The sequence below is a fragment of the Rhodococcus sp. DMU1 genome, assembly GCF_012272955.1.
Lineage (GTDB): Bacteria > Actinomycetota > Actinomycetes > Mycobacteriales > Mycobacteriaceae > Rhodococcus > Rhodococcus aetherivorans.
In genome coordinates this window covers 315,246-338,415 of the sequence record NZ_CP050952.1, presented here as the reverse complement: position 1 = coordinate 338,415, position 23,170 = coordinate 315,246, and the positions used below count along the sequence as shown (strand labels likewise).

At 70.0% G+C, this 23,170-nt stretch carries 15 protein-coding genes; 2 read left to right on the top strand and 13 right to left on the bottom strand.

The window, feature by feature from the left end; translation table 11 throughout:
- Positions 1 to 47 precede the first annotated feature (47 nt).
- Positions 48 to 488, top strand: a complete 441-nt coding sequence (locus HFP48_RS01580; protein WP_006933304.1) for a hypothetical protein — start codon at positions 48 to 50, stop codon at positions 486 to 488.
- A gap of 165 nt (positions 489 to 653) precedes the next feature.
- Positions 654 to 1,610 (top strand): hypothetical protein, encoded by a 957-nt coding sequence (locus HFP48_RS01575; RefSeq protein ID WP_065923192.1) that lies wholly within the window; start codon positions 654 to 656, stop codon positions 1,608 to 1,610.
- Between the two features lie 96 nt (positions 1,611 to 1,706).
- On the opposite strand, the gene HFP48_RS01570 is transcribed toward HFP48_RS01575, so the two are convergent.
- From HFP48_RS01570 to glf, 13 genes are all read right to left on the bottom strand, one after another.
- Positions 1,707 to 3,251, bottom strand: a complete 1,545-nt coding sequence (locus HFP48_RS01570; protein ID WP_006941932.1) for an acyl-CoA carboxylase subunit beta — start codon at positions 3,249 to 3,251, stop codon at positions 1,707 to 1,709.
- 7 nt (positions 3,252 to 3,258) lie between these two features.
- Entirely contained in the window at positions 3,259 to 8,223 is a 4,965-nt protein-coding gene (pks13, locus tag HFP48_RS01565) for a polyketide synthase Pks13 (RefSeq protein ID WP_168580499.1), read from the bottom strand.
- A 50-nt stretch (positions 8,224 to 8,273) separates the two neighbouring features.
- Complete coding sequence (gene fadD32, locus HFP48_RS01560; protein WP_006941930.1) at positions 8,274 to 10,163, bottom strand: long-chain-fatty-acid--AMP ligase FadD32; 1,890 nt, start codon at positions 10,161 to 10,163, stop codon at positions 8,274 to 8,276.
- A 169-nt stretch (positions 10,164 to 10,332) separates the two neighbouring features.
- Entirely contained in the window at positions 10,333 to 11,334 is a 1,002-nt protein-coding gene (locus tag HFP48_RS01555) for an LLM class F420-dependent oxidoreductase (protein ID WP_029547031.1), read from the bottom strand.
- A 150-nt stretch (positions 11,335 to 11,484) separates the two neighbouring features.
- Positions 11,485 to 12,447 carry a cutinase family protein gene (locus HFP48_RS01550; protein WP_043801822.1) on the bottom strand — a complete coding sequence of 321 codons (963 nt, stop codon included), beginning with the start codon at positions 12,445 to 12,447 and terminating at the stop codon, positions 11,485 to 11,487.
- 11 nt (positions 12,448 to 12,458) lie between these two features.
- A complete protein-coding gene (locus HFP48_RS01545) occupies positions 12,459 to 13,010 on the bottom strand; it encodes a DUF732 domain-containing protein (protein ID WP_102799974.1) in 552 nt (183 codons plus the stop codon).
- 152 nt (positions 13,011 to 13,162) lie between these two features.
- Entirely contained in the window at positions 13,163 to 15,070 is a 1,908-nt protein-coding gene (locus HFP48_RS01540; protein ID WP_168578914.1) for an alpha/beta hydrolase-fold protein, read from the bottom strand.
- 216 nt (positions 15,071 to 15,286) lie between these two features.
- Positions 15,287 to 16,297: an alpha/beta hydrolase family protein gene (locus HFP48_RS01535; RefSeq protein WP_043801799.1), complete on the bottom strand. Its 1,011-nt coding sequence runs from the start codon at positions 16,295 to 16,297 to the stop codon at positions 15,287 to 15,289.
- Positions 16,298 to 16,603: 306 nt separating this feature from the next.
- Positions 16,604 to 18,481: a flagellar motor control protein ZomB gene (zomB, locus tag HFP48_RS01530; RefSeq protein ID WP_168580498.1), complete on the bottom strand. Its 1,878-nt coding sequence runs from the start codon at positions 18,479 to 18,481 to the stop codon at positions 16,604 to 16,606.
- Between the two features lie 58 nt (positions 18,482 to 18,539).
- The gene (locus HFP48_RS01525) at positions 18,540 to 19,445 is read right to left on the bottom strand and encodes a decaprenyl-phosphate phosphoribosyltransferase (RefSeq protein ID WP_006937150.1); all 906 of its coding nucleotides are present in this window, start codon (positions 19,443 to 19,445) and stop codon (positions 18,540 to 18,542) included.
- Positions 19,442 to 19,984: a phosphatase PAP2 family protein gene (locus tag HFP48_RS01520; protein WP_168578913.1), complete on the bottom strand. Its 543-nt coding sequence runs from the start codon at positions 19,982 to 19,984 to the stop codon at positions 19,442 to 19,444. Before HFP48_RS01520 ends, HFP48_RS01525 begins: the two co-directional genes overlap by 4 nt.
- Positions 19,968 to 21,908, bottom strand: a complete 1,941-nt coding sequence (locus tag HFP48_RS01515; protein ID WP_168578912.1) for a glycosyltransferase — start codon at positions 21,906 to 21,908, stop codon at positions 19,968 to 19,970. Before HFP48_RS01515 ends, HFP48_RS01520 begins: the two co-directional genes overlap by 17 nt.
- Positions 21,905 to 23,125 (bottom strand): UDP-galactopyranose mutase, encoded by a 1,221-nt coding sequence (glf, locus tag HFP48_RS01510; RefSeq protein WP_006937155.1) that lies wholly within the window; start codon positions 23,123 to 23,125, stop codon positions 21,905 to 21,907. Before glf ends, HFP48_RS01515 begins: the two co-directional genes overlap by 4 nt.
- Positions 23,126 to 23,170 lie beyond the last annotated feature (45 nt).

Here is a 23,170-nt window from a genome sequence, read left to right as displayed (position 1 = left end):
AACGTGACATCCGGCCGGCGGGCACGGCCGGCAACGAAAGGACCTGAATGTCGAGGAAGTTCGCCGCCCGGACCACCGCCGTGGCCGCATCCGCTGTGGTCCTGGCGCTGCTGAACGCGCCGGCCGCATCGGCGCAGACCGTTCACGCGGCGACGTTGGGACCGGTCGTCGGATCGACCGGCGTGGGAACCGGATCCGCCGCTCCCACCGAGGCGCTCGTCCACGACTACGTGAATGTCTACACCAACGTCAACACGCCCGGCGTCACGCACTTCGGTGGGAGCGTCAAGTGCTTCTGCCTCGTCACGTGGGTGAACGAGGACACGGGCACGACGGGCGTGAACGAACTACCGGACTTCCCCGAGATCGGCGAGGAGCAGGTCCTCAGCGGTCGAGCCGAGACCGGCCCCGGACGGGTGCGGGCGACGGTGACCGTTCCGGACGGCACGACCTGGGTCTCGGCGTCGGGCAGCTGGGTCGTTCCCTGACCCACTCCCGCACGCAATACCCCCGCATGCGCCTTCACGTCTCCCGGCCGAATGTCACATACCGTCACTTACATTGAACTCATGTGACATTCGGCCACCACAAGGTTATCCACAGGCCGACGAGACGGTCTTTCGTAGGACACCATCCCCCTGCAGGCTGTAGCCATGAAACGGGGGACATGGGGAGACGACCCCGAAGAGCTGTTCGCACTGAGCACCAACGGCGTCATCCGGACGGCAACGCTGTTGAGGCACGGCGTCGCCGGCGGCACGATCGCCGGCCGATGCCGTAAGGGTGGTCCGTGGCAGCGCGTCCTGCCGGGCGTGGTGGCGCTGCACAACGGGCCGCTGTCCGTGTTGCAGCGCAACACGGCCGCGCTGCTGTACGGCGGCGATTCGGCGCTGATCTCAGGTCATGCCGCGCTCGGGATACACGGCTACACCAACTCGGCGACGAAAAGTGAGGTGCTGCTACTCATTCCGCATACCCAGCATCGGCGCAACTTCTCGTTCGTCGCCGTCGAGCGGAGCTGGCGGATACCCGAACCCATCATCAGAGGCACGCTGAGAATTGCTCCGGTGGACCGCTGTCTGCTCGATGCGGCACGCAGAATGTCGCAGCTCGATCCGTGCCGTGCCCTGCTGGCGTCGGGGATTCAGCGCGGAGACGTGACCGTCGACGACCTGGCACACGAACTGCGCGCCGGCAGCTGCCGCGGTAGCGCCGTGCCGCGCACCGTGGTTCGAGAGCTCTCGCACGACGCGCATTCCGTGGCCGAGATCGCAGCACAGAAGCTGTACGCGACGAGCGGGTTGCCACCCATGGCCCACAACGTCGACGTCGAGACCGACGACGGTACGTGGATCGCTCGCCCCGACGGGTGGCTCGATTCGGTCGCAGTGGCATGGGAGATCGATTCGCTGAAATACCACTTCTCACCGAAGGCGCACGAGGCGACGCTCGTCCGACGGGCCGCGATGCAGCGCAACGGCATCATCGTGGTGTCGCACCTACCGAGGCAGATCCGCGACGACCCGGCCACGGTGCTCGCGGACCTGGAAGCCGCCTACCACCAGGGCACACAGCGCCCGCGTCCCCCGGTGCGGTCACGCGCGGACTGACCCCGGACACCGCTGTGGGCCGAATGTCACATGCATTCATTTCCATTGCATGCATGTGACATTCGGCCCACCCGAACAGAATTCGGGTGTTACGAACTAGAGCGGAAGCAGGTGGTGCTTGCGCGGGTTCTTGAACACCGTCTTGTCGCGCAGCAACGTCAGCGCCTTGCGGATCTCGAGGCGCGTGGTGTGCGGCTCGATCACCGCGTCGATGTAGCCGCGCTCGGCGGCGATGTACGGCGTCGCGATGTGCTCGTTGTAGAAGTTGATCAGCTGCTGGCGCACCGCGGGAGCGTTGTCACCGGCGGCCTCGATCTGGCGGCGACCGATCACCGCGACGGCACTCTCGGCACCCATCACCGCGATCCGGGCGGTGGGCCAGGCGAAGTTCACGTCGGCGCCGAGCTGCTTCGACCCCATCACCGCGTAGCCACCGCCGTAGGACTTGCGCACCACCACGGTCACCTTCGGTACCGACGCCTCGACGAACGAGAACAGGAACCGGCCGCCGCGCTTGATGACGCCGATCTTCTCCTGCTCCACACCCGGCAGGAAGCCCGGGGTGTCGACGACGAACACGAGCGGAATGTCGTACGCGTCGCACACCCGCACGAAGTGGGCGGCCTTGTCCGAGCTGGCGGCGTCGAGCGCCCCCGACAGGTACAGCGGCTGGTTGGCGACGACACCGACGGGCCGGCCGTCGACGCGGGCGAATCCGGTGATGATGTTCGGCGCGACCTGCGAGCGGATCTCGAAGAAGTCGCCGTCGTCGAAAATCTTGAGCAGGATGTCGTGCATGTCGTAGCCGGAGTTGTCGGCGTCGGGCATGAACGTGTCGAGCTCGAGATCGTCCTGCGTGATCTCCGGCTCGAGCCCCGGGTTGACGATCGGGGGCTTCTCCTGCGCGTTCGACGGCATGTAGCTCAGGTACTTGCGGGCCCACTCGAACGCGGCCTTCTCGTCCGGCGCGACGTGGTGCACGTTGCCGTACTCGGCCTGCTTGCGGGCGCTGCCGAGTTCCTCGAGGCTGACGTCCTCACCGGTGACGGACTTGATGACGTCCGGTCCGGTGACGAACATGTACGCCTCCTCGGTGGCGATGACCACGTCGGTGTTGATGGGGGCGTACACGGCGCCGCCGGCGCACTTGCCGAGGATGATCGACACCTGCGGGCACAGACCGGACAGCGGCTCGTGCCGCTTGCCCAGTTCGGCGTACCACGCCAGCGACGTCACGGCGTCCTGCACGCGGGCGCCGCCGGAGTCGTTGATGCCGACGACGGGGCAGCCGATCTTCAGCGCGAAGTCGAGGATCGCGGCGACCTTGCGGCCGAACATCTCGCCGACGCTGCCGCCGAACACGGTCTGGTCGTGCGAGAAGACCGCGACGGGCCGGCCCTCGACGGTGCCGTGACCGACGACGACACCGTCACCGTAGAGGGCGTCGTCGCGGCCGGGCGTTTTCATCAGCGCACCGATCTCGACGAAGCTGCCCGGGTCGAGCAGCATGTCGATGCGCTGCCGGGCACTGGGGATGCCCTTGGCGGCGCGCTTGGCGAGCGCGGCCTCCCCGGCCGGTTCCTTCGCGATCGCGAGATTCTTGCGCAGCTCGGCCAGCTTCCCGGCCGTCGTCGTGGTCACTACTCGATCAGCTCCTCGTGGCCTCGATGTCGGCCAGCTTGCGTGTCAGGTCGGCCCCCACCTTCCCGATGTACGGCTCGTCGACCACCTGGAGGTGGTCGCCGCCGACATGGATGACCTCCAGATTACGGACCGCCTCGCCCCAGCCGCCGTCGGGCTGCCGGGTTCCGAACGCGGGCTCGAGTTCGATGGCGTCGTCGTGGTAGCGGTCCGCCATGTACAGCACCACGTCGCCGTCGTACGGCTCGAGCTTCGCGGTCTGGATGGCCCGGTTGTCCAGCCACGACGTGCGCTGGTGCTCGATGATGCCGCCGGGGATCCTGGTACCGCTCATCCTGAGCAGGTCCATGAGGATGCGCACCTGGCCCTCGTCGTCCGTCGCGGCGAGCTTGTCGTACGGCAGCGGTGCGTCGACCCCGTACGTCTTCTTCGCGAACCTCGCGTACCGCTGCCAGCGCTTGGTGATCTCCTCCGGGGTGTCCTCGACCTTCTCCCCGGCCATGACCGTGTCGATGAGGCCGACGAGCCGCACGTCCTTGCCCTCCGCGCGCAGCAGCTTGGCGACCGCGTAGGCGAGCACACCGCCCAGCGACCAGCCGTACAGCACGTACGGACCGTCGCCCTGAATCTCCTTGATCTGCGGCAGATATTCCTGGGCGCGCTTCTCGATCGGGCCCTCGGTGCGTTCGAAGCCGTACATCGGGGTGCCCTCGGGCAGCCGGCGCAGCAGCGGTTCGTACACGACGGTGGAACCGCCGGCCGGATGGAACACGAACACCGGGACGGCGTCCGACCCCTCGGGGCGCGGGCGCAGCGTACGGACGAGCCCGTCGATGCGGTCGGCCGACTCCAGGTGCCGGCGCACGCTCTCGGCGAGCTGCTCGATGGTCTCGGCGTCGAGCACGTCGTCGACGGTGACCTCGCCGTTCGCCCGCTCGGTCAGCCGGGCCGCGAGGCGCTCGGCCGTCTCGTCGTCGAGGATCGGCAGGGTGTTGAAGATGCCCTTCGCGGACTGTCCGGTGATCACGGCCCAGGTCGCGAACGTGAGCCGCTCGGCCGCGTCGCGCGGGGGCACGTCGGTGCCGGATGCCTCCGCAACCGCCTGCCGGTCGGTCACGTCGGTGGCCTTGTCGGCTTCGGTGCTCGCACCGGCCTCCGCGGCTTCAGCGGCCTCGGCGGCTTCGAGGATCGCCTCCGCCTCGTGCACCACCCCGGTGTCCTCCACGGCCGAGATCGGGGGCAGCTTGAGCGTCGTGTCCTCCCGCTCGGCGGTTTCGCGGTCGGCGGCCTGCTGTGCGGCGAGGGCGGCGACCTCCTCGCGGTTCTCCACGGCGTACCGCAGGTACTTCGCGACGTCGCGCAGGCTGGCGTCCTTCACCGCGGCGAGCTGCAGCTGCGGGATGTCGAACTCGTACTCGACGCGGTTCTTGATCCGCACCGCCATGAGCGAGTCCAGACCCAGCTCGATCAGCGGGATCTCGACGGGCAGGTCCTCGGGCGCGTAGCCCATCGACTCGGCGACGATCAGCGCCAGCCGATCCTCGAGGGTCTGCGACCCGGCCGGGTTCCACTTGTCGCCGAAGGTCTCGACCACCTCGGGAAGCGTCTCGACCGGCCCGCTGGACCGCTCGGCCGGCGCGGGCGCCGCGGCGGGCGCGGGCAGCGCTTCGCCGGAGGCCACGACCGCGTCGAACAGCAACCGGAACTCGCCGCTCGCCGCATCGCGCCCGTGCACGTGCAGCGACGCGCCGCCGGGGTGCCGGGTCAGGGTGGTGGTGAGGGTGCCGCTGGTGGGGACGTCGCCGTGCGGGACGGACGCGGTGAGGGTGACGTCGGCGAGCGTCTGCGACGCGGCGGCGACGACGAGCTCGCCCAGGTCGGTGACGGCGTCGGCGCGCACCTCCCACACGTGCCGGCCGTCGGGCAGCGCGACGTGCGCGCCGGGCACGCGGGCGTTGCCGCCGGTCCCGATGCGGGTCTCGAGCCAGAACGGCTTGCGCAGGAACACCGTCCGCGGCAGGTCCGCGTACTCGCCGGCCGGAAGCAGGCTGCGCAGGTCCACGGCGTGTCCGTGCACGTACAGCTGGGCGAGGGCGGTGAGCACGCCGAGCGGCTCGTCCTCCTTGCGCTTGAGGGTCTGGATCAGCTGGGTGTCGATCACGCCGGCGGCGTACGCCGTCGCGGCCACGGACATCAGCGCGACGGGGTTGGGTGCCAGCTCGACGAACGTGGTGTGCCCGTCGGTGACGGCGAGCTTGACCGCGTTGGTGAAGTACACGCTGTGCCGCAGGCCCTTGGTCCAGTACTCGACCTGGTGGATGGGGTCGTGGCCGACGCGGTAGTGGGTGTCCTGGTCGACCGACGAGTACACGTCGACCTTCGGTTTGTGCGGCTCGATGCCGGCGAGTTCGGCGGCGAGCTCGCCGAGCAGCGGATCCACCTGCGAGGTGTGGCTCGCGCCCTTGGTCTGCAGGACGCGGGCGAGCTTCTCCTCCGACTCCGCCCGGGCGACGATCGCGTTGACCTCGTCCTGCGGTCCGCCGATGACGGTGTGCGTCGGCGCGGCGTAGACGCAGACCTCGAGGTGAGGGTAGTCGGTGAGGACCAGCTCGATCTCCGCGGCGCTGTACTCGACGAGCGCCATGAGCCGGATGTCGTCGCCCTCGAGCAGCGCCTCGGCCTCGCCCATCAGGCGGGAGCGGGCGCAGATGACGCGGACGGAGTCCTCGAGCGACAGACCGCCGGAGATGTACGCGGCCGCGGCCTCGCCCATGGAGTGGCCGACGACGGCGGACGGCTCGGCGCCGTGGTGGCGCAGCAGCTTCGCGAGGGCGACCTGGATGGTGAAGATGCCGACCTGCGAGGTCTCGACGTCGTAGTCCTGGCCGTCGTCGAGGAACTTCTCCTTCATGGAGTAGCCGGCCTCGTCCTCGATCAGCTCGTCGATCTCGTCGACGGCCGCGGCGAACACCGGGTTCTCGAGGTACAGCTGCTTGGCCATCTTGCGGTGCTGCGAGCCGAAACCGGACAGCACCCACACCGGCCCGTTGGCGGCGGGGGCGTCGGCGGAGAACACGCCCTGCGCGGGCTTGCCGGCGGCGACGGCGCGCAGCCCGGCGATGGCCTCGGCGCGCGTCTTCGCGATCACGACGGCGCGTGAGCGGCCGTGGTTGCGGCGGGAAAGGGTGCGAGCGACGTCGGCGAGCGGCGTGGTGCTGCCGGCCTCGGTCTCGAGCCAGTCGGCGAGGTCGGCGGCGGCCCGGCGACGACGCGACGGCATCGCCGCGGACACCGCGAGCAGCACCGGGTGCTCCTCGCCCTGCTCCGAGCGAATGTGCCCTTCAGCTCCTTCAGCCGACGGAACGATACGTTCGCTCGACTCCGCGTCCGCTTCGGGTCCGGTGTACTCGCGGACCACGACGTGCGCGTTGGTGCCGCCGAAGCCGAAGCCGGAGACGCCGGCGATCGCCTTGCCGGTGTAGCGCGGCCACTCGGCGCCCTCGGGGATGACCTTCAGGCGGGCCTGCTCGAACGGGATGTACGGGTTCGGCGCGGTGTAGTTCAGCGTCGCCGGCAGGTGGTTCTCCTGCATGGCGAGGACCACCTTGATCAGGCCCGCCGCGCCGGCGGCCGCCTCGAGGTGGCCGAAGTTGGTCTTCGCCGAGCCCAGCAGCACCGGCTTGTCGGCGTCGCGGCCGCGGCCGACGACGCGGCCGAGGGCGTCCGCCTCGATCGGGTCGCCGAGCACGGTTCCGGTGCCGTGGGCCTCGATGTAGTCGACGCCGGACGGCAGGATGCGCGCGTCCCGGTACGCGCGGCGCAGCACGTCGACCTGGGCCTCCGGGTTCGGGGCCGCCAGGCCGTTGGAGCGGCCGTCCTGGTTGACGGCGGAACCGGCGATGACGGCGAGCACGGTGTCGCCGTCGCGTTCGGCGTCCTCGAGCCGCTTGAGCACGACGAGGCCGCCGCCCTCGGCGCGGACCATGCCGTCGGCGTCGGCCGAGAACGCCTTGATGCGGCCGTCGGGGGCCTGCACACCGAGCTGGTCGAAGCCGAGGGTCGCGGCGGGCGCGACGAGCATGTTCACGCCACCGGCCAGCGCCACGTCGGCGTCGCCGTCGCGCAGGGCGCGCACCGCCTGGTGCACGGCCACGAGCGACGACGAGCATGCGGTGTCCAGGGCGACGGACGGGCCACGGAAGTCGAAGAAGTACGAGACCCGGTTGGCAACGATCGACGTGGCCGTGCCGGTCAGGGCGTACGGGTGCGCGGCGGACGGGTCGCTCACCGCGAGGAGCTGGTAGTCGTTGGCGGAGCTGCCGATGAACACACCGACCGGGCGGCCCTTGAGGTCGCTGGCCGGGATGTGGGCGTGCTCGAGCGCCTCCCAGGTGAGTTCGAGGGCGAGGCGCTGCTGCGGGTCGACCATCTCGACCTCGCGCGGCGACATCGCGAAGAACTCCGCGTCGAAGCCCTTGACGTCGTCGAGGTAGCCGCCGCGGGTGTTGGCTGCAGCGATGGCCGACGAGATCTGCGGATCGTCGGCGAATTCGGACCAGCGACCCTCGGGGAGGTCGGTGATGCCGTCGCGGCCCTGGGCGAGCAGCTCCCACATCTCCGCGGGGGTGCTCACGTGCCCGGGCAGCCGGGCGGCGAGACCGACGATCGCGACATCGTGCGTCCTGCCGGCCGGACCGGCGGCGTAGAAGGCGCTGTCGTCGCCCTCCGGGAGCTCGGGTTCGCCCTCGATGATGCGCGTGGCCAGCGACGCGATGGTGGGGTGCTGGTAGGCGATCGTGGCGGTGAGGGTAACGCCGAGCAGTTCCTCGACCTCGCCGCTGAGCGCCACGGCGTCGCGGGACGAGAGGCCGAACTCCTCCATCGGGCGATCGTCGGAGATCTGCGCCACCGGTTGCCCGGTAGCCTCGGCGATCCAGTTCCGCAGCCACTCGCGCAGCTGCGCGACGGTCATTTCAGTGTCAGCCATCAACCCACCACGCTACCCGGGAAAGAGAACAATTTTTATACGCTATCGGGGAATGCCTGCTGGGTGTAACCACCGCGCAGGGTTCCCTCGATGTAGGCGGCCTTGCAGGCGCGCCGCGCGATCTTGCCACTCGACGTGCGCGGGATCGACCCGGCAGGCACGAGCAGCACGTCGCGCGCGGTCACCCCGTGCCGTGCCGAGATCGCCGCGCGAACGGTGTCCGCGACGGGTTGCGGATCCGCCTTGCCCGCGCCGGGCGCCCGCTCGGCGACGATGACCAGCTGCTCCGAGGCGTCGTCGGGATCGAACTGCAGACCCGAGTGCGAATTCTCGAACACCACCTGCGGCAGCTGGTTGGCCGGCACGGCGAAGGCGGCGACGAAGCCGGGACGCAGCGCGGAGCTGGCCTCCTGCGCCGAGAACTCCAGGTCCTGCGGGTAGTGGTTGCGGCCGTCCACGATCACCAGGTCCTTGACGCGGCCGGTGATGTACAGCTCGCCGTCGACGTACACGCCGTAGTCGCCGGTGCGCAGCCAGTGGGCGTCCGCGGGCGTGCCCTCGGCGTGGCTGCTCGCGGGCAGGCGGTCGACGAGCTTGTTGTGGAAGGTCTCGTCGGTCTCCTGGGTGCGCCCCCAGTACCCGATGCCGATGTTCTCGCCGTGCAGCCAGATCTCGCCGACGTGCCCGTCCGGCACCTCGGTGGCGGTCTCCGCGTCGACGATCGCGGCCCACTGGCTGCGCGCGACGTAACCGCAGGAGACCTGCGCGATGGCGTTCGGCGCCTCCTTGTCGACCTTGACGATGCGGCCGGCGTTGAGCTCGTGACGGTCGACGTAGATGACCCGGGCCTCGTCGGTGTGCCGCGTGGACGAGACGAACAGCGTCGCCTCGGCCATGCCGTACGACGGCTTGATCGCGGTCTTCGGCAGGCCGTACGGCGCGAACGCGTCGTTGAACTTGCGCATCGAGGACGTGGTCACCGGCTCGCTGCCGTTGATCAGGCCGATCACGTTGCTCAGGTCGAGGGTCTCGCCCGGCTTGGGCAGGCCCCGCGCGGCGGCGTGCTCGAACGCGAAGTTCGGCGCGGCGGCGAACGTGCCGGCCCCGTCGGAGACGGCGGCGAGTTCCTTGATCCACCGGCCCGGCCGCTGCACGAAGGCGCGCGGGCTCATGATGGTGATGTACTTGCCACCGATCGCCGGCAGGATGACGGTGAGCAGGCCCATGTCGTGGAACAGCGGCAGCCACGTCACGCCGCGCGAACCCTCGTTGAGTTCGATGGAATCGGCCATCTGGATGCAGTTGGTGAGCACACCGCGGTGGGTGATCTCCACGCCCGCGGGCACGCGCGTCGATCCGGAGGTGTACTGCAGGTAGGCGATGTCGTCGGTGCCGATGTGGGGCCGCGTCCACGAGCCGGCGACAGTGTCGGGGATCGCGTCGACCGCGATGATGCGAGGCCGCTCCGCCGCGGGCAGCGGCCGGAAGAACTGCCGGACCCCGGCCGCCGAGGAGGTGGCGGTGAGGATGGCGCTGGGCGTGCAGTCGCCGAGCACGGCGTGCAGCCGGTCGGTGTGGCCGGGTTCGTCGGGGTCGAACAGCGGGACGGCGATGGTACCGGCATAGATGGCCGCGAAGAAGGAGACGACGTAGTCCAGGCCCTGCGGGGCGAGGATCGCGACGCGGTCACCGGGCTTGGTGACCTGCTGCAGCCGGGCCGCGATCGCGCGCAGGCGCACCCCGAACTGCTGCCAGGTCAGCTCGTGGACCTCGCCGTCACGTTCCCGCGAGTAATCGATGTAACGGTACGCAAGATCGTCGCCGTTCTCGGCGAAATGCTGCTCGAGGTGGTCGAGCAGAGTGTTGCCCTCGGGCAACACGATCTGTCCGTTCTCATCGATGAACTCTTCGAACCCGACGCTCATTCCTTCTCCCTGTCGAAGCGATCCCACAACCACTCGACATGGTTGCGCCCCGCACTTGTCTTCGCGCTAGCGGATCGTCGTACCTGTACAGCTCAACAGCATCCGGCCGTGCATCTCACGAATCTGTCCATCGATCCGAAATCACGATTATGTTACAGATCCGCATCGGTCATTCCCCCGCCAACAGCGGAATCACCGGTGCGAACGCCTCCATCTGGGTGGGGAAGACCCCCACGTAGGACATCCCGGTCTTCGCCCGCACGTTGCGGATCTGCTCGGCGATCTCCTCGTAGGAACCGATTGCGAGATATGGCGATTCGAGGATCTCGTCCACCGTGAGCTTGACGTCCACCTCGATGTTCGGGGGGAATCCCTGGTCGAGGGCGGCCAGCGCCATCTCGGCGGTCTGCTCGCGATCGTCCGTGACGAGAATCATCGTGATGGTCCAGTTCAGCTCGATGTCATCGAACCGATCCCCCGCCGCGCGACGGATCACGTCCACCCGCTCCACAGTCTTGTCCATCGTGATCCCCGACAGCAACAACCGGCCGTCGCGGTTCGTGGGAGTGGCCACCGAGATGATATCGGCGTACTTCGCCGCCAGCGCGAGCATCTTCGGTCCCCCGCCGCCGACCGCGATGGGCGGTCGCGGGCCCTGGCGCGGCCGCGGGCTGCCCTTGAGGCCGTCGATGCGGTAGTGCTTGCCCTCGAAATTGCACTCCTGGCCGCGCAGGAGCACGTCCAGGATCTGCAGCGTCTCCTCGAGCTTCTCGATCCGGACGCCGGGGCGCTCGTAGGCGATGCCCGCCTTGTCGAACTCCTCCTTCATCCATCCCGCGCCGATCCCGAGTTCGAGCCGGCCGCCCGAGAGGACGTCGACGGTCGCGGCGTCCTTGGCCAGGATCGCGGGATGGCGGAAGCCGTTCGCGAGGACGGCGGTGCCGAGGCGGATCTTGTCGGTCGCGACGGCGAGCGCACCGAGCGCGGCGATGGGTCCGACCTGGTTGCCCAGGTGGTCCGGGATCATGAAGCTGTCGTAGCCGAGCTCCTCGGCCTTCTGCGCCAGCTTGACGAAGCGCCGGGCGCCGCCCTCCTCGGCGTTGCCCTCGCCACCCGCGGCGAAACGAAACTTCCGCGGTTGCGTGGCGGCCGAGCCGTCGGTGGCGCTCATCGAACCTCTTCTCGTGTGGCGGTGGTCGCGCGTCACCGACCCGGAGAGCTTCCCGGGTCAGGACCGAAGGTCGAGTCTAAGCGCCGACCGAGGAACGATTGTATCGGGTGGTGATCCCCGACACTACCGGCCGGTAACAACGGGGAGGGATCACTCCTCCGGTGGTTTCGGCGCCTCCTCGATCTTCTCGATCGCCCAGTTCGCCACCCACTGCGTCGCCGTCGTACCCGAATCGTCCACGACGAACGAGTTGTACAGGGCGTGCACGGGGTTGTTCGCGTACTCGAGCAACCGCGGCGCGCTGGCGAGCCAGTTGCCGGGGTTCAGCGCGTTCGGCGGCGCGTCGCAGATGCCGTCCGTCGGTGCACAGATGTCCACCACCTTGTCCTCGAGCTCCCCGAACCCGCCGGGCCGCGCGCCGGTCATGGTGATCCCCGGCAGCCGCAGTCCGTCCAGGGACAGCTCGGCGCCGACGCCCGCGACGGGCGGGCCGATCGTCTCGGCCGTGCCCGGGTCGCGACGGCCGTCGGCGATGAGCGCCACGCCGAGCACCCGATCCGCCGGAACCGGCCCGTCACCGGCGCCGATGCGCGCCGCGACGTCGCCCGCGATGACCGCACCCTGCGAGAAGCCGGTCAGGACGTAGTTGGTCAGCGGGCACTCGGCGAAGCGGCGCGCGAGGATGTCCTCCGTCGCCGCGGTGCCGGCGGTGCGGCTGTTGTTGTAGGACTGCTGCCCGTCCGGCGGGAGCGCCACCGGATTCGAGAACTGGGCGACGTACGGAACGGTGTACACGTCGGCACGCTGCGCGTCGAAGCGCTCCTGCAGCGGACGCGTGACGTTCAGCATCAGCGACAGCGGATTGAACGTCGGGTTGTACGGATCGTCCCAGGCCGCCGACTCCCACGTGCCCGGCACCGCCACCACCTGGACGTCCGGGCACGATGCGGGCTGCGCCTCCGGCTTCTCGGGCCCGAGGGGCCCCGGCGGCCCGGGCACCGGGAGCCGGCCCGCGAGGATGTACCAGAGCGCGAGCACGGCCGCCAGGACGACCAGGATCCCGAGGACGAGGATTCCCCGCCTCCGGCGTCGTTGCTTCGCTCGGGCCGTCATCATTGCCGCTCCTAGCAGAAGGTGTCGCGTGCGACGGTGATGTAGACGTCGGCGGTCGTCGCGGCGTCGGCCTCGGAGATCTCCTTGCCGGCGGCCGCGGCCTCGCTGCCCACCGATGCGGTCACGATCGTCTTGATCTCCTCGGGCGAGCTGCCCTGGGCGGTCGCGGCGCAGATGTAGTTGGCGGTGTTGATCGCGATGCTGCCGTCCGCGGCCGGCTCCACGCCCTGCTTCCGCAGCCCGTCCAGGAACGCCTGGCCGCGGTCGTCCACCGGCACCTCGGTCGGGCCCGGGAATCCGGGCTCGGTCTCCGGCTGCGCCGGCGGCGCGGTGGCGGCCTCGCCCGGGCTCGTGGTGGCCGTGTCGCCGGGGGCTGTGGTGGTCGCTTCGCCGGAGGTGGTCTCCGCGGCGGATGTCGAGGTGGTCGCCGACACGGACGTCGACGGGGTGCTCGTCGCCGTGGAATCGTCGCTACCGCAGGCGCCCAGCAGGGCGGTGGCGGCGAGCGCCGCGGCGCCGGCGCCCAGGACGCGGGTCAGGCTCGAACGGGTCCGTGCAGGCATGTGGTGGTGTCCTCGCATCCAATCGTCGGAAATGGGCAGTGCCCAGGCTACAGATGAGGATCGGGCGGTGACCGGACCCATGGGTCGCGGTCACCGCCCGATCCGGTGGTCGCGGGGCCGCCGTGGCGGCACCGGGTGTGCGAGGGCCGATCCTAGGGGCGGACGGTGGCCACGTTGTCGACGACCGTGACGAATCCGCCCTGGAAGTTCTGCTGGACACCGCCGGGGATGGGGAACTCGTCGCCGACGGGGAAGCCGAGGCGACCGTTCTCGTAACCGGCGCTCTTCCACGCGTCGAAGACCGGCCCGGTGCGGACCGACCACGCCCCGCTCAGCGGGCTCCAGTAGATGTTGCCGCCCTCGAACTCGTTGAACCGGCCACCGTCCTTGACGGGGATCTCGCTGGTCTTCGGGAACCCGAGCCAGCCGTTCTCGTAGCCGAGCTCGGCGTACTTGCCCATGATCATGCCCTGTACGGCGTGGGCTCCGAACGGCTCGCTCCAGTAGAGGGCGCCGATCTCGAAGCCCTGCACCACGCCGGGCTTGCCGGGGGTGGCGACCTCGTCGGCCACCGGGTAGCCCAGCGGGCCGCCCTCCCAGCCCTGCCGCGCCCACTCGTCGCGGATGGCGCCGCGCACGGCGTGCGCCCCGGTCTGCGGGGTCCAGTAGATCGAGCCCTGCTGGAAGTGGTTGAACCGGCCGCGGCCGTCGGGGGTGCCGCGTTCCTCCGTGGTCGGGTAGCCGAGCGGGCCCCCCGGGCCGCCCGCGGCCTGGTAGGCCCCGCCGATCGCACCCGCCACCGGGCGGGCCCCGCCGTCGGTGGAGGAGAAGATCCGGCCGAAGCGGAAGTCCTGGACGCGCCCGCCCGCGACGGCGTACTCCGGCGTGAGGCAGTCGCCGATCCAGGGACCGGCGGCCGCTGCGGCGCCGATCGCGCCGGCGGCGCTGCAGTTCGGCTTCGTGACCTCCACTCCGAGGGCGTTGGCCAGCTGCGGCCACAGCTGGTGCAGCTCGAACTCCCAGTACGGCCACGAGTGGGTGCCCGACGGCCGGTAGACCACCTGCGCAGGGATGCCGATCTTGTTGAGCTTGGTGGCGAACGCCTGCGAGGTGAGCCGCGACAGGATCTCGAGGCCCATGCCGGCGTAGTTCGTGCTCACGCCCGGGATACCCGACGGCTGGTCGTACGGGCCGGTGCTGCCGCTGCCACTGGAGACGTACAGGCTCACGCCCTCGAGCTTGTCCGCCAGCAGGTACGGATCGTGGGCGGCCCACTGCTCGCCGCCGGGGGTACCCCACATGGCCGACGAATCGAAGCCGCCGGCGTCCTGCATCGCGTACTGGATGGCCTGCGGCATGCCCAGGGTGGTGGTGGTGAGGATGCCGGAGAGCGACCCCGCGAACTTGAAGAAGCCGGGGTTGCGCGCGGGCAGGAACATCGCAGCGGTGCCGCCCATCGACAGGCCGACGACGCCGCGGTCCTTCGTGGTGCGCCAGTTGCCCTCGAGGATCGGCGGGAGCTCCTTGGTCAGGAACGTCTCCCACTGGTAGTTGCGCCCGTTGTTCTGGTCCATCCAGTCGGCGTAGAAGCTGGACTGCCCGCCCACCGGCAGCACCACGTTGACGTTCTTGTCCGCGAAGAAGGCCTCGGCGTCCGTCTCGATCGTCCAGCCGCTCTCGTCGTCGCGGGCGCGCAGGCCGTCGAGCATGTAGACGGCGGGGAACCGCGCCTCGGGTTCGATGTTCCAGTCCCGGGCGAGCAGCAGCTGCACCTGAATGGGGGTGCCCATGGCCGGCGAGTTCACCCACAGGGCCACGCGCCGGTCGGTCAGCCAGTCGACGCGCTGCACCGTGACCCCGGCCGGGGCCTGCACGGCGGTCGGCTCGCTGCGGTCCACCGGCTCCGCATACGCGGCCCCGGCCGCGAGAGTTCCGGCGACGAGGGGCGCGACGAGCGCGGCGGCGACCGCCCCGAGGACCCGCCGGCCCCGGCGGGCACGCGGCGCCGGCTGCTGGGCGCGCACGGTTCGACGTCCGCCAAGCACTGTTCGCATCGGCATCGCTCACTTTCTGCGTTGCTGGGGCGTCGGCGGGCGACCGGGCCCCGCGTCTCGAAGACTGTTTCTACACGTGAACGGGCGCCGGGTGGGGGCGCCGCGCTGTGACGGGTGTGGTTTTTGTCAACGATCCGCGAAACGGCGCATGCCGCCCCTCGTCCCTCGCGGGTCGTGGGGCGGCATGCGTACCGTCAGTGTGCGCCGGGGAGTTCGGCGCGATCAGTAGGCGTTCAGTGCCTCGAGGATCTGGGGGCGAGCCTTCCACAGCTCCTCTTCCCAGTACTTCCAGGAGTGCGTGCCGCGCGCCGGGAAGTCGAAGCGGGCCTGGATGCCGAGGGTGGCCAGCTTGATCTGGAAGGCGCGGGTCTGGGCGAGCGCGAGCGCCTCGAGGCCCATGGCGTTGGCCGTGTTGTAGACACCGACCAGGCCCTGCGGGTTGTCGTGCTGGCCGGGCAGGCCGCTGGCGGCCGAGATGTACATCGACAGGCCGGCGAGCTTCGGCGCGAACACGAACGGGTCGTTGCGCAGCCACGCCGGGCTCCACGGCGGGCCCCACATCGAGTCGACGTTGAAGCGGCCGGCGTCGAGCATCGCGACGCGGATGGCCTCACGCATGCCCGGGGCCGACAGGTTCAGGTAGCCGGAGAGCGACGAGGCGAACTTGAACTGGTCGCGGTGGTAGGCCGCCAGGGTCAGCGCGGCGCTGCCGCCCATCGAGAGGCCGAGGATGCCGTTGTTGCTGCGCGAGACGCCGCGGGTGGCGAGGTAGTCCGGCAGCTTCTCCGTCAGGAACGTCTCCCACTTGTAGGTGACGTCCTGGCCGTTGAGATTGCTGGGCGCGTACCAGTCCGTGTAGAAGCTCGACTGGCCGCCGACCGGCATCACCAGGGTGACGTTGTCGTTGGCGAACTGGTCGCGGGCGTTGGTCTCGAAGCTCCAGGCGTTCGCGTCGTCGCGGGCACGCAGGCCGTCGAGCAGGTACAGCGCCGCGTCACCGCCGCGGGCGGCCCACTGGATCTGCACCTTGATCGGGCCCATGTCGGAGTCGACGAAGACTTCCTCGAAACCGCCGGCCGGTGCCCGATGCGAGATCGGGGCGGCGGCTGCGGGAGCGGCGAGCGCGGCGGTGCTTCCGGCGACGCCGGCGGCAACCGGCAGAACGAGGGCTGCGGCACCCACGCCGAGCACGCGCCTGCGGAGGCGCTGCGACAACCTCGGGACAAAACGCATGAACAATGCTCTCTTTCTCGATCTGCGGCGTCCGCGTGCGCGTCCCCCGTCGGATACCGGCGGCGACGACCGAGCGGGCCGTCACAAGTCACACTGCGGTCAAGACTGTAAAGGACACCGTGAGCTCTGACAAACCCCCGGTAACCCAGGTCAACGAACCGTGTGTCGGCTTCGATATCGGCCTGCACCCCCGATGCGTTACACATCCGTTATCGACTGTGATCATACCGAGATACGCCCGGCGGACCGCACGGGCCCACCGGGGCGAAAACGACATCGATGTAATTCGCGGGCCGGACGACCGCGTCAGCCCCCGTCGCGCGGGGGCGGAAGCGCGAGGCCGCAGCGCTGGATCTCGTATTTCGGCACCCGGTCGAAGCGGTAGTCCGCATAGTCGAACGCGTTGCGGAAATTCCGCTTGAACAGTGGCCACGTCAGTTCCGCGCGGGAGGACGCGAGCAGTTCCTGCGTCTGCGGGCACGTCAGCGCCACCTGCGCCTGCGCCACCCAGTCCTCGTCCAGATAGGCCGGCAGCCACGGGTGCACGTCCACCATTCCCGTGTCGGCGACGACCCAGTCGGGGTAGAGCAGCTTGTCGTGCCCGATGCGCCCGTCCTCGAGCCGCTCGGTGTGCGCCGCCAGCGGGTACGCCAGCCCCATCTGGTCGAGCACCTGCACGTCGAGCCCGACGTTCATGCTGGTCATGCCGAGGTTGAGGAAGTAGACCGTGTGGCCGGCTCCGCCCGGCGGCACCGGCCCCGGCGGCGGCACGACGTCCCATGCGTCGAACGACGGTGTCGGCAGCAGCAGCCCGCCGTCGGGGGTGTTGGAGATCGCCTCGACCATCGCCCGCATGCGCGGGTAGTCGAGGTAGTCCTCGGCCCGGACGGGATGCAGGTGGCCCGTGTTGAGGGCGTAGAACGCCCGCTCGTCGACGATCCCGGAGCGGCCCACCACCGCACCCTCGGGCATGCCGGTGGTGTTCGCAGCGATCGCCGACCACACCACCACACCGAGCCACAGCACCCCCGCCGCCCCCGCGACGGCCGTCGCGCGAGTGCGGCCGATCTCGGCCCGCTGCGGAACCCGCAACGGAATCACGGCGACGGGAATGAGCAGACAGAACAACGGCGGCAGCAACACCCGGCCGTGCATGAAATCGCCGCCGACGCGAAGGGCGTACAGCGTGAGCAACAATGCGGCGCCGAGCATGAAGACGACCACGGCCGCGGGGGTGCGCAGCGCGCGCTGTGCGCGCGCCGGAAAGGACCCGTCCCTGTGACGGAATTCACGTTTCGGCGCGTCCTGTTCGCGGGGTCCCCGGTACCGCCACGCGAGCGCGGCACCGAGCAGCAGGAGCAGCAGCGGCAGCCACAGCAGGTACGGGCTCACCAGGTTTCCGAGGTACTCGAAGCCCTGCGCCCACTTCGCCCCGCCCGCGTCCTTGGCCACCGCAGTGTTCGGATAGGGCAGACCGTAGTAGCCCATCCGCCAGATCTGATAGCCCACCGGCACGGCACCGGCCACCGCCACCATGGCGACCCGCACCCGCCACGTGAGTCCGGCCGCGAGGAACAGCATGAGCAGGGCCGGAAGAGCGAGAAGCGCCAGTTCGGGGCGCACGAGCGGCCCGAGACCGGCGACGAACGCCGTCGCCAGCACCGACGGGGTCGACGGCAACCCCGGCACCGTCGCCCAACGCACGAGCAGCAGCCACAGCAGGGCGATCCAGCAGATCACCAGCCCGCTCTCGAGGCCGGAGGTGGCGAAGTCCCGGGCCGGGGGCACCGCGATGTAGACGAACATGCCGGCGGGCACCAGCAGGAACGTGGCACCACTGCCCCGCAGCCGACCCCGGTACAGCCGGCCCGTGCCGAGCATCGCCAGCACCACCGCCGCGGTCGACAGCACGAGCGCCGTGGCAAGCACCACGTACTCGAGCCGCACCCCGCTGAGCCGGCCCGCCGCGTACACGAGATACGTCCACAGGGTCGACGTGTTCGCCTCGACCCGGTCGCCGGCGTTGAACACCGGGCCGTTCCCGGCCAGCAGGTTGCGCACGGTGCGCAGCACGATCAGGCCGTCGTCGGCGATCCAGCGACGCTCCCACGCGCCCCAGAACATCAGCAGGGCCGTCAGCGCGACTCCGCCGGAGAACACCGCGGTCGGCACCCACGGCCGCATGCCGCCCCGGCCCGCCGGCCGGGGCCGGCGGGCCGGGGCGCCGAGATCCTCGTCGAGGTCAGAAGAGGTAGACAGCACCGCCGACCGCCCCGATCCAGGCCAGCGCGAGGAGTTGCAGCACCCGGTCCTTCAGGGCGATCTCCTCCGGTTCGCCGGCCTCCCCGCCGTCCACGTCGACCGCGTACCGCAGGATCGCGATCACGAACGGAATCATCGAGATCGCGAACCAGTTGGTGTCGTTGGCCTGGTCGCGCTCGAACGCCCACAGGCCGTAACAGATGACGACCGCCGTCGCCGACAGCGTCCACACGAACCGCAGGTAGGTGCCCGTGTAGTACTCGAGCGACTTGCGGATCTTCGCGCCGGTCCGCTCCGCGAGCCGCAGCTCCGCGTACCGCTTGCCGGCCGCCATGAACAGCGAGCCGAAGGCCATGATCAGCAGGAACCACTGCGACAGCAGGATCTCCGCGGCCACGCCACCGGCGATCGCCCGGATGAGGAACCCGGAGGAGACGATGGCGATGTCCAGCACCGGCTGGTGCTTGAGCCCGAAGCAGTAGGCCAGCTGGACGGTGATGTACACCGCCATCACCACCGCGAGCTGCCAGTTCGCCAGGAACGACAGGCCGATCGAGCCGACGAGCAGCACCACCGCCATGCCGTAGGCCAGGTTCACCGGCAGCACGCCGGCGGCGATCGGGCGGAACCGCTTCGTGGGATGGGCGCGGTCGGCCTCGACGTCCATCGCGTCGTTGACCAGGTAGATGCCCGACGCGGCCATGCAGAACACCACGAAGGCCAGGGCGACCGGGATCAGGACGTCCAGCTCGGTCGCCGAGCCGGCCGCGAGGGGCGCGGCCAGCACCAGCACGTTCTTCACCCACTGCCGGGGGCGAACCGCCTTGACGATGCCCTCGGCCAGATTCTTCGGAGGCGCCGCGACGGCTACCGGTTCCTCGCTCATCTCTCTCCAAACTTCTTCTCGGCCCGCACGACGGCCGCGGCGGACGCGGCGCCGAGCGCGGCGCCCGCCAGCACGTCCGTCGGATAGTGGACGCCGAGCACGAGGCGGGACAGCAACATCGGCGGGACCAACACCGCCGGTAAGGGTAGCCCGGTCAGCCGACCGAGCAGCACGGCAGCGGCCGTCGTCGAGGTGGCGTGCGAGGACGGGAAGCTGAGCCGGCTCGGGGTCGACACGTTGACCCGGATGGTCGGGTCCACGGGCCGGGGACGCCGCACGACCCGCTTGACCACGATGGACGCGGCGTGGGCGCCCACGGCGCCGACCGCGACCCCGGCCCACCGCCGCCGGCGCCGGCGCGGGCGGTCGACCAGTGCGCCGACGCCGCCGATCACCGCCCAGCCGAGGGCGTGCTCACCGAAGTGCGACAGTCCACGGGCCGCGGCGATCGCTCCCGGCCGGGAGCCGACCGTGGCCTGCACGGCCTGCAGCACCTGGATCTCCGCCTCGGTGGTCGGCCATTCACGACTCGAAGACACGCTCCCACTCCTCCTTGCTCGTCAGGGCGGGAACCGCGGCCTGGTACTCGTTCTTCAACTCGGGGAACCTGCGTGCCAGCTCGCGGCGCAGCCGCACGGCCTCGGACAGCAGAGCCTGTGCCTGCCGAGGGTCGCGCTTACGGTAGACGACGCCGCGCCCGTCCGCGGTGGTCACCGTCACACCGTCCACCTGCGACAGCAGGAACCAGCGGGCGTCGAGGGTCGGCACGTTCAGCTGCGGACGCTCGTGGTGTTCCGGATGCGCCGGCCGCACGTTGTGCACCAGGCCCTTGGCGAGCCGCACCATCTTGCGCACCGCCCCGCGCGGCTCGCCGACCGCCCCGACCTCGGCGCCGGACGGCAACGGCAGCTCGGTCGACGACGGCAGCACCACGGCGTCGGAGAACCGCTTGCGCAGCGCGTGCACCTCCCCGAGAGCGGTGGGCAGGAGTTCGAACAGGCGGTCCGGGCCGGCGAGGAAGTCCTCGATCGCCTTGTTCTGGATCGCCACCGTCGAGTACTCGAGGCACAGCAGGTGCTTGAGCGTGGCCTTGACGGTGTCGAGCACCAGGCCGCGTCCGTCGCCCGGCATGTGCAGGGCCGCCACGACGAGGCGGTTGCGCAGGTGGAAGTACGCCTGCCAGTCGATGGCGTCGTCCTTGTCGCTCCACGCCATGTGCCAGATCGCGACGCCCGGCATGGTGACGGTCGGGTAGCCGGCGGCGCGGGCCCGCAGCCCGTACTCGGCGTCGTCCCACTTGATGAACAGCGGCAGCGGCTGACCGATCTCCTCGGCCACCTGCCGCGGGATCATGCACATCCACCAGCCGTTGTAGTCGACGTCGATGCGCCGGTGCAGCAGCCGCGACTGCTCGCGGTCGCGCAGCGGCTTGGTGGAGAAGTCGTGGTCGTACTCGACGTTCGGCGCGGCCGTCCACATGAAGTCGGCGCGGTTGATCACCTCGCCCATCGTGTGCAGGTGGCTGCGTTCCTGCAGGTTGAGCATCTGGCCGCCGACGAGCATCGGGCTCTTGGCGAACCGGGACAGCGCCAGCGCGCGCAGGACCGAGTCCGGTTCCAGCTCGATGTCGTCGTCCATGAACAGGATGTACGGGCAGTCGGTGGTCTTCAGCGCCTCGTACATGATGCGGCTGTAGCCGCCCGAACCGCCGAGGTTGCCCTGGTCGTGGATGGCGAGCCGGTCGCCGAGCGCGGCCGCCGCCGCGGTGAAACCGGGCTCGTCGCGAACCTTCCGGGTGCCCTGGTCCGGGATGATCACGGCGTCCACGACGTCGAGGACCAGCGGATCGGAGGCGAGGGCGACGAGGGCCTTCACGCAGTCCGTGGGGCGGTTGAAGGTGGGGATGCCCACGGCGACGGACGCCTCGCCGGGTGCCTCGCCGGGTGCCTCGACCGGCGCGTACCAGCCCGCCGAGCGCAGCGTGACGTCCGAGTCGGTGGTGATGTCGAACCAGATCCAGCCACCGTCCTCGAACGGGCCGAGATCGATCTCGAACTCGACCGTCGCGGCGTCGTCCCCGGCGGGGGCGCCGCCGGAGAACTCGCGGCCCTCGACGTGGATGCGGCTCGCGTCGGCCTTCGAGCGGTACACGTCGGCCCGGCCGTGGCCGGTGAGCTCGAGGCGCAGCACCACGGAGGTGAGCGTGCTCCACCGTCGCCAGTAGCTCGCCGGGAAGGCGTTGAAGTAGGTGCACATCGACACTTCGGACTCGGCGCCGATGTTCAGCGACGTCCGGCCGACGGCGTGCGCGCGCCGTGCGTTGGTCGGCGATTCCTCCAGGTAGAGGGTGCGCACGTCGAGCGGTTCACCCGGGCGCGGCAGGATCACCCGCTGCAGCAGTGCCCTGCCGAGCAGCTCGGATTCCGGCGCGACGGGCTCGGCCAGCTGGTGCCGGGCGCTCACGAGGCGTCCCCCGCCAGCGGCGTGCCCGACTCGAAGTACGGGAGGAGGGCGTTGTCGAACATGCTCAGCGCGCTCGCGATGGCCATGTGCATGTCGAGGTACTGGTAGGTGCCGAGCCGGCCGCCGAACAGCACCTTGTTCTCCGCGGCCTCCCGCTTGGCCCGCTCCCGGTAGGCCGAGAGCGTGGCCCGGTCCTCCGGGGTGTTGATCGGGTAGTACGGCTCGTCGTCGTTGCCGGCGAAGCGCGAGTACTCGCGCATGATCACCGTCTTGTCCGTGGGGTAGCCGTCCCGCTCGGGGTGGAAGTGCCGGAACTCGTGGATGCGGGTGTAGGGCACGTCGGCGTCGTTGTAGTTCATCACCGGGGTTCCCTGGAAGTCGCCGGTGGGCAGCACCTCGGTCTCGAAGTCGAGGGTGCGCCAGCCGAGGCGGCCCTCGGCGTAGTCGAAGTAGCGGTCGAGCGGCCCGGTGTAGACGACGGGGGCGCCGGGGCTCGCGGCGCGGATCTCGTCGCGCACCTCGAACCAGTCGGTGTCGAGCCGCACCTCGATCTTCTCGTCCTTCGCCATGTTCTCGAGCCACGCGGTGTAGCCGTCGACGGGCAGGCCCTCGTAGGTGTCGTTGAAGTACCGGTTGTCGAAGGTGTAGCGGACCGGCAGGCGGGTGATGTTGCCGGCGGGCAGTTCCTTCGGGTCGGTCTGCCACTGCTTGGCGGTGTAGTCGCGCACGAACGCCTCGTAGAGCGGCCGGCCGATCAGGGAGATGGCCTTCTCCTCGAGGTTCTGCGCCTCCGCGGTGTCGATCTCGGCGGCCTGCTCCTTGATCAGGGCACGCGCCTCCTCGGGGCTGAAGTACCGGCCGAAGAACTGGGACACCAGCCCGAGACCCATCGGGAACTGGTAGGCCTGGCCCTTGTGCATCGCGAACACGCGGTGCTGGTAGTTCGTGAAGTCGGTGAACTGGTTCACGTAGTCCCACACCCGCTTGTTGGAGGTGTGGAACAGGTGGGCGCCGTACTTGTGGATCTCGATGCCCGTCTCGGGCTCGGGCTCCGAGTAGGCGTTGCCGCCGAGGTGGTGGCGGCGCTCGACGACGAGAACGCGTTTGCCGAGTTGCGTGGCGGCACGCTCGGCGATCGTCAGTCCGAAGAACCCGGAGCCGACGACGATCAGGTCGTACTCACGGGTGGCAGGCTGGGGCGAGGGTGCAGCAGTCACGGAAGACCAGGGTAGGCGACCCGCGGGGCCGTGCGCGTTTCCGGT

What these genes read in the sequence shown, in the direction of transcription:
- fadD32 (WP_006941930.1), bottom strand. Translation starts at nt 10,163, where the DNA reads ATGAGCGTCGGGTTCGAAGAGTTCATCGATGAGAACGGACAGATCGTG.
- HFP48_RS01555 (WP_029547031.1), bottom strand. Translation starts at nt 11,334, where the DNA reads ATGAGCGCCACCGACGGCTCGGCCGCCACGCAACCGCGGAAGTTTCGT.
- HFP48_RS01575 (WP_065923192.1), top strand. Translation starts at nt 654, where the DNA reads ATGAAACGGGGGACATGGGGAGACGACCCCGAAGAGCTGTTCGCACTG.
- HFP48_RS01545 (WP_102799974.1), bottom strand. Translation starts at nt 13,010, where the DNA reads ATGCCTGCACGGACCCGTTCGAGCCTGACCCGCGTCCTGGGCGCCGGC.
- HFP48_RS01525 (WP_006937150.1), bottom strand. Translation starts at nt 19,445, where the DNA reads ATGAGCGAGGAACCGGTAGCCGTCGCGGCGCCTCCGAAGAATCTGGCC.
- HFP48_RS01550 (WP_043801822.1), bottom strand. Translation starts at nt 12,447, where the DNA reads ATGACGGCCCGAGCGAAGCAACGACGCCGGAGGCGGGGAATCCTCGTC.
- pks13 (WP_168580499.1), bottom strand. Translation starts at nt 8,223, where the DNA reads ATGACCGTCGCGCAGCTGCGCGAGTGGCTGCGGAACTGGATCGCCGAG.
- zomB (WP_168580498.1), bottom strand. Translation starts at nt 18,481, where the DNA reads ATGCGGCCGTGGGTGCCGACCGCGGTGTTCTCCGGCGGAGTCGCGCTG.
- HFP48_RS01580 (WP_006933304.1), top strand. Translation starts at nt 48, where the DNA reads ATGTCGAGGAAGTTCGCCGCCCGGACCACCGCCGTGGCCGCATCCGCT.
- HFP48_RS01535 (WP_043801799.1), bottom strand. Translation starts at nt 16,297, where the DNA reads ATGCGTTTTGTCCCGAGGTTGTCGCAGCGCCTCCGCAGGCGCGTGCTC.
- HFP48_RS01540 (WP_168578914.1), bottom strand. Translation starts at nt 15,070, where the DNA reads ATGCCGATGCGAACAGTGCTTGGCGGACGTCGAACCGTGCGCGCCCAG.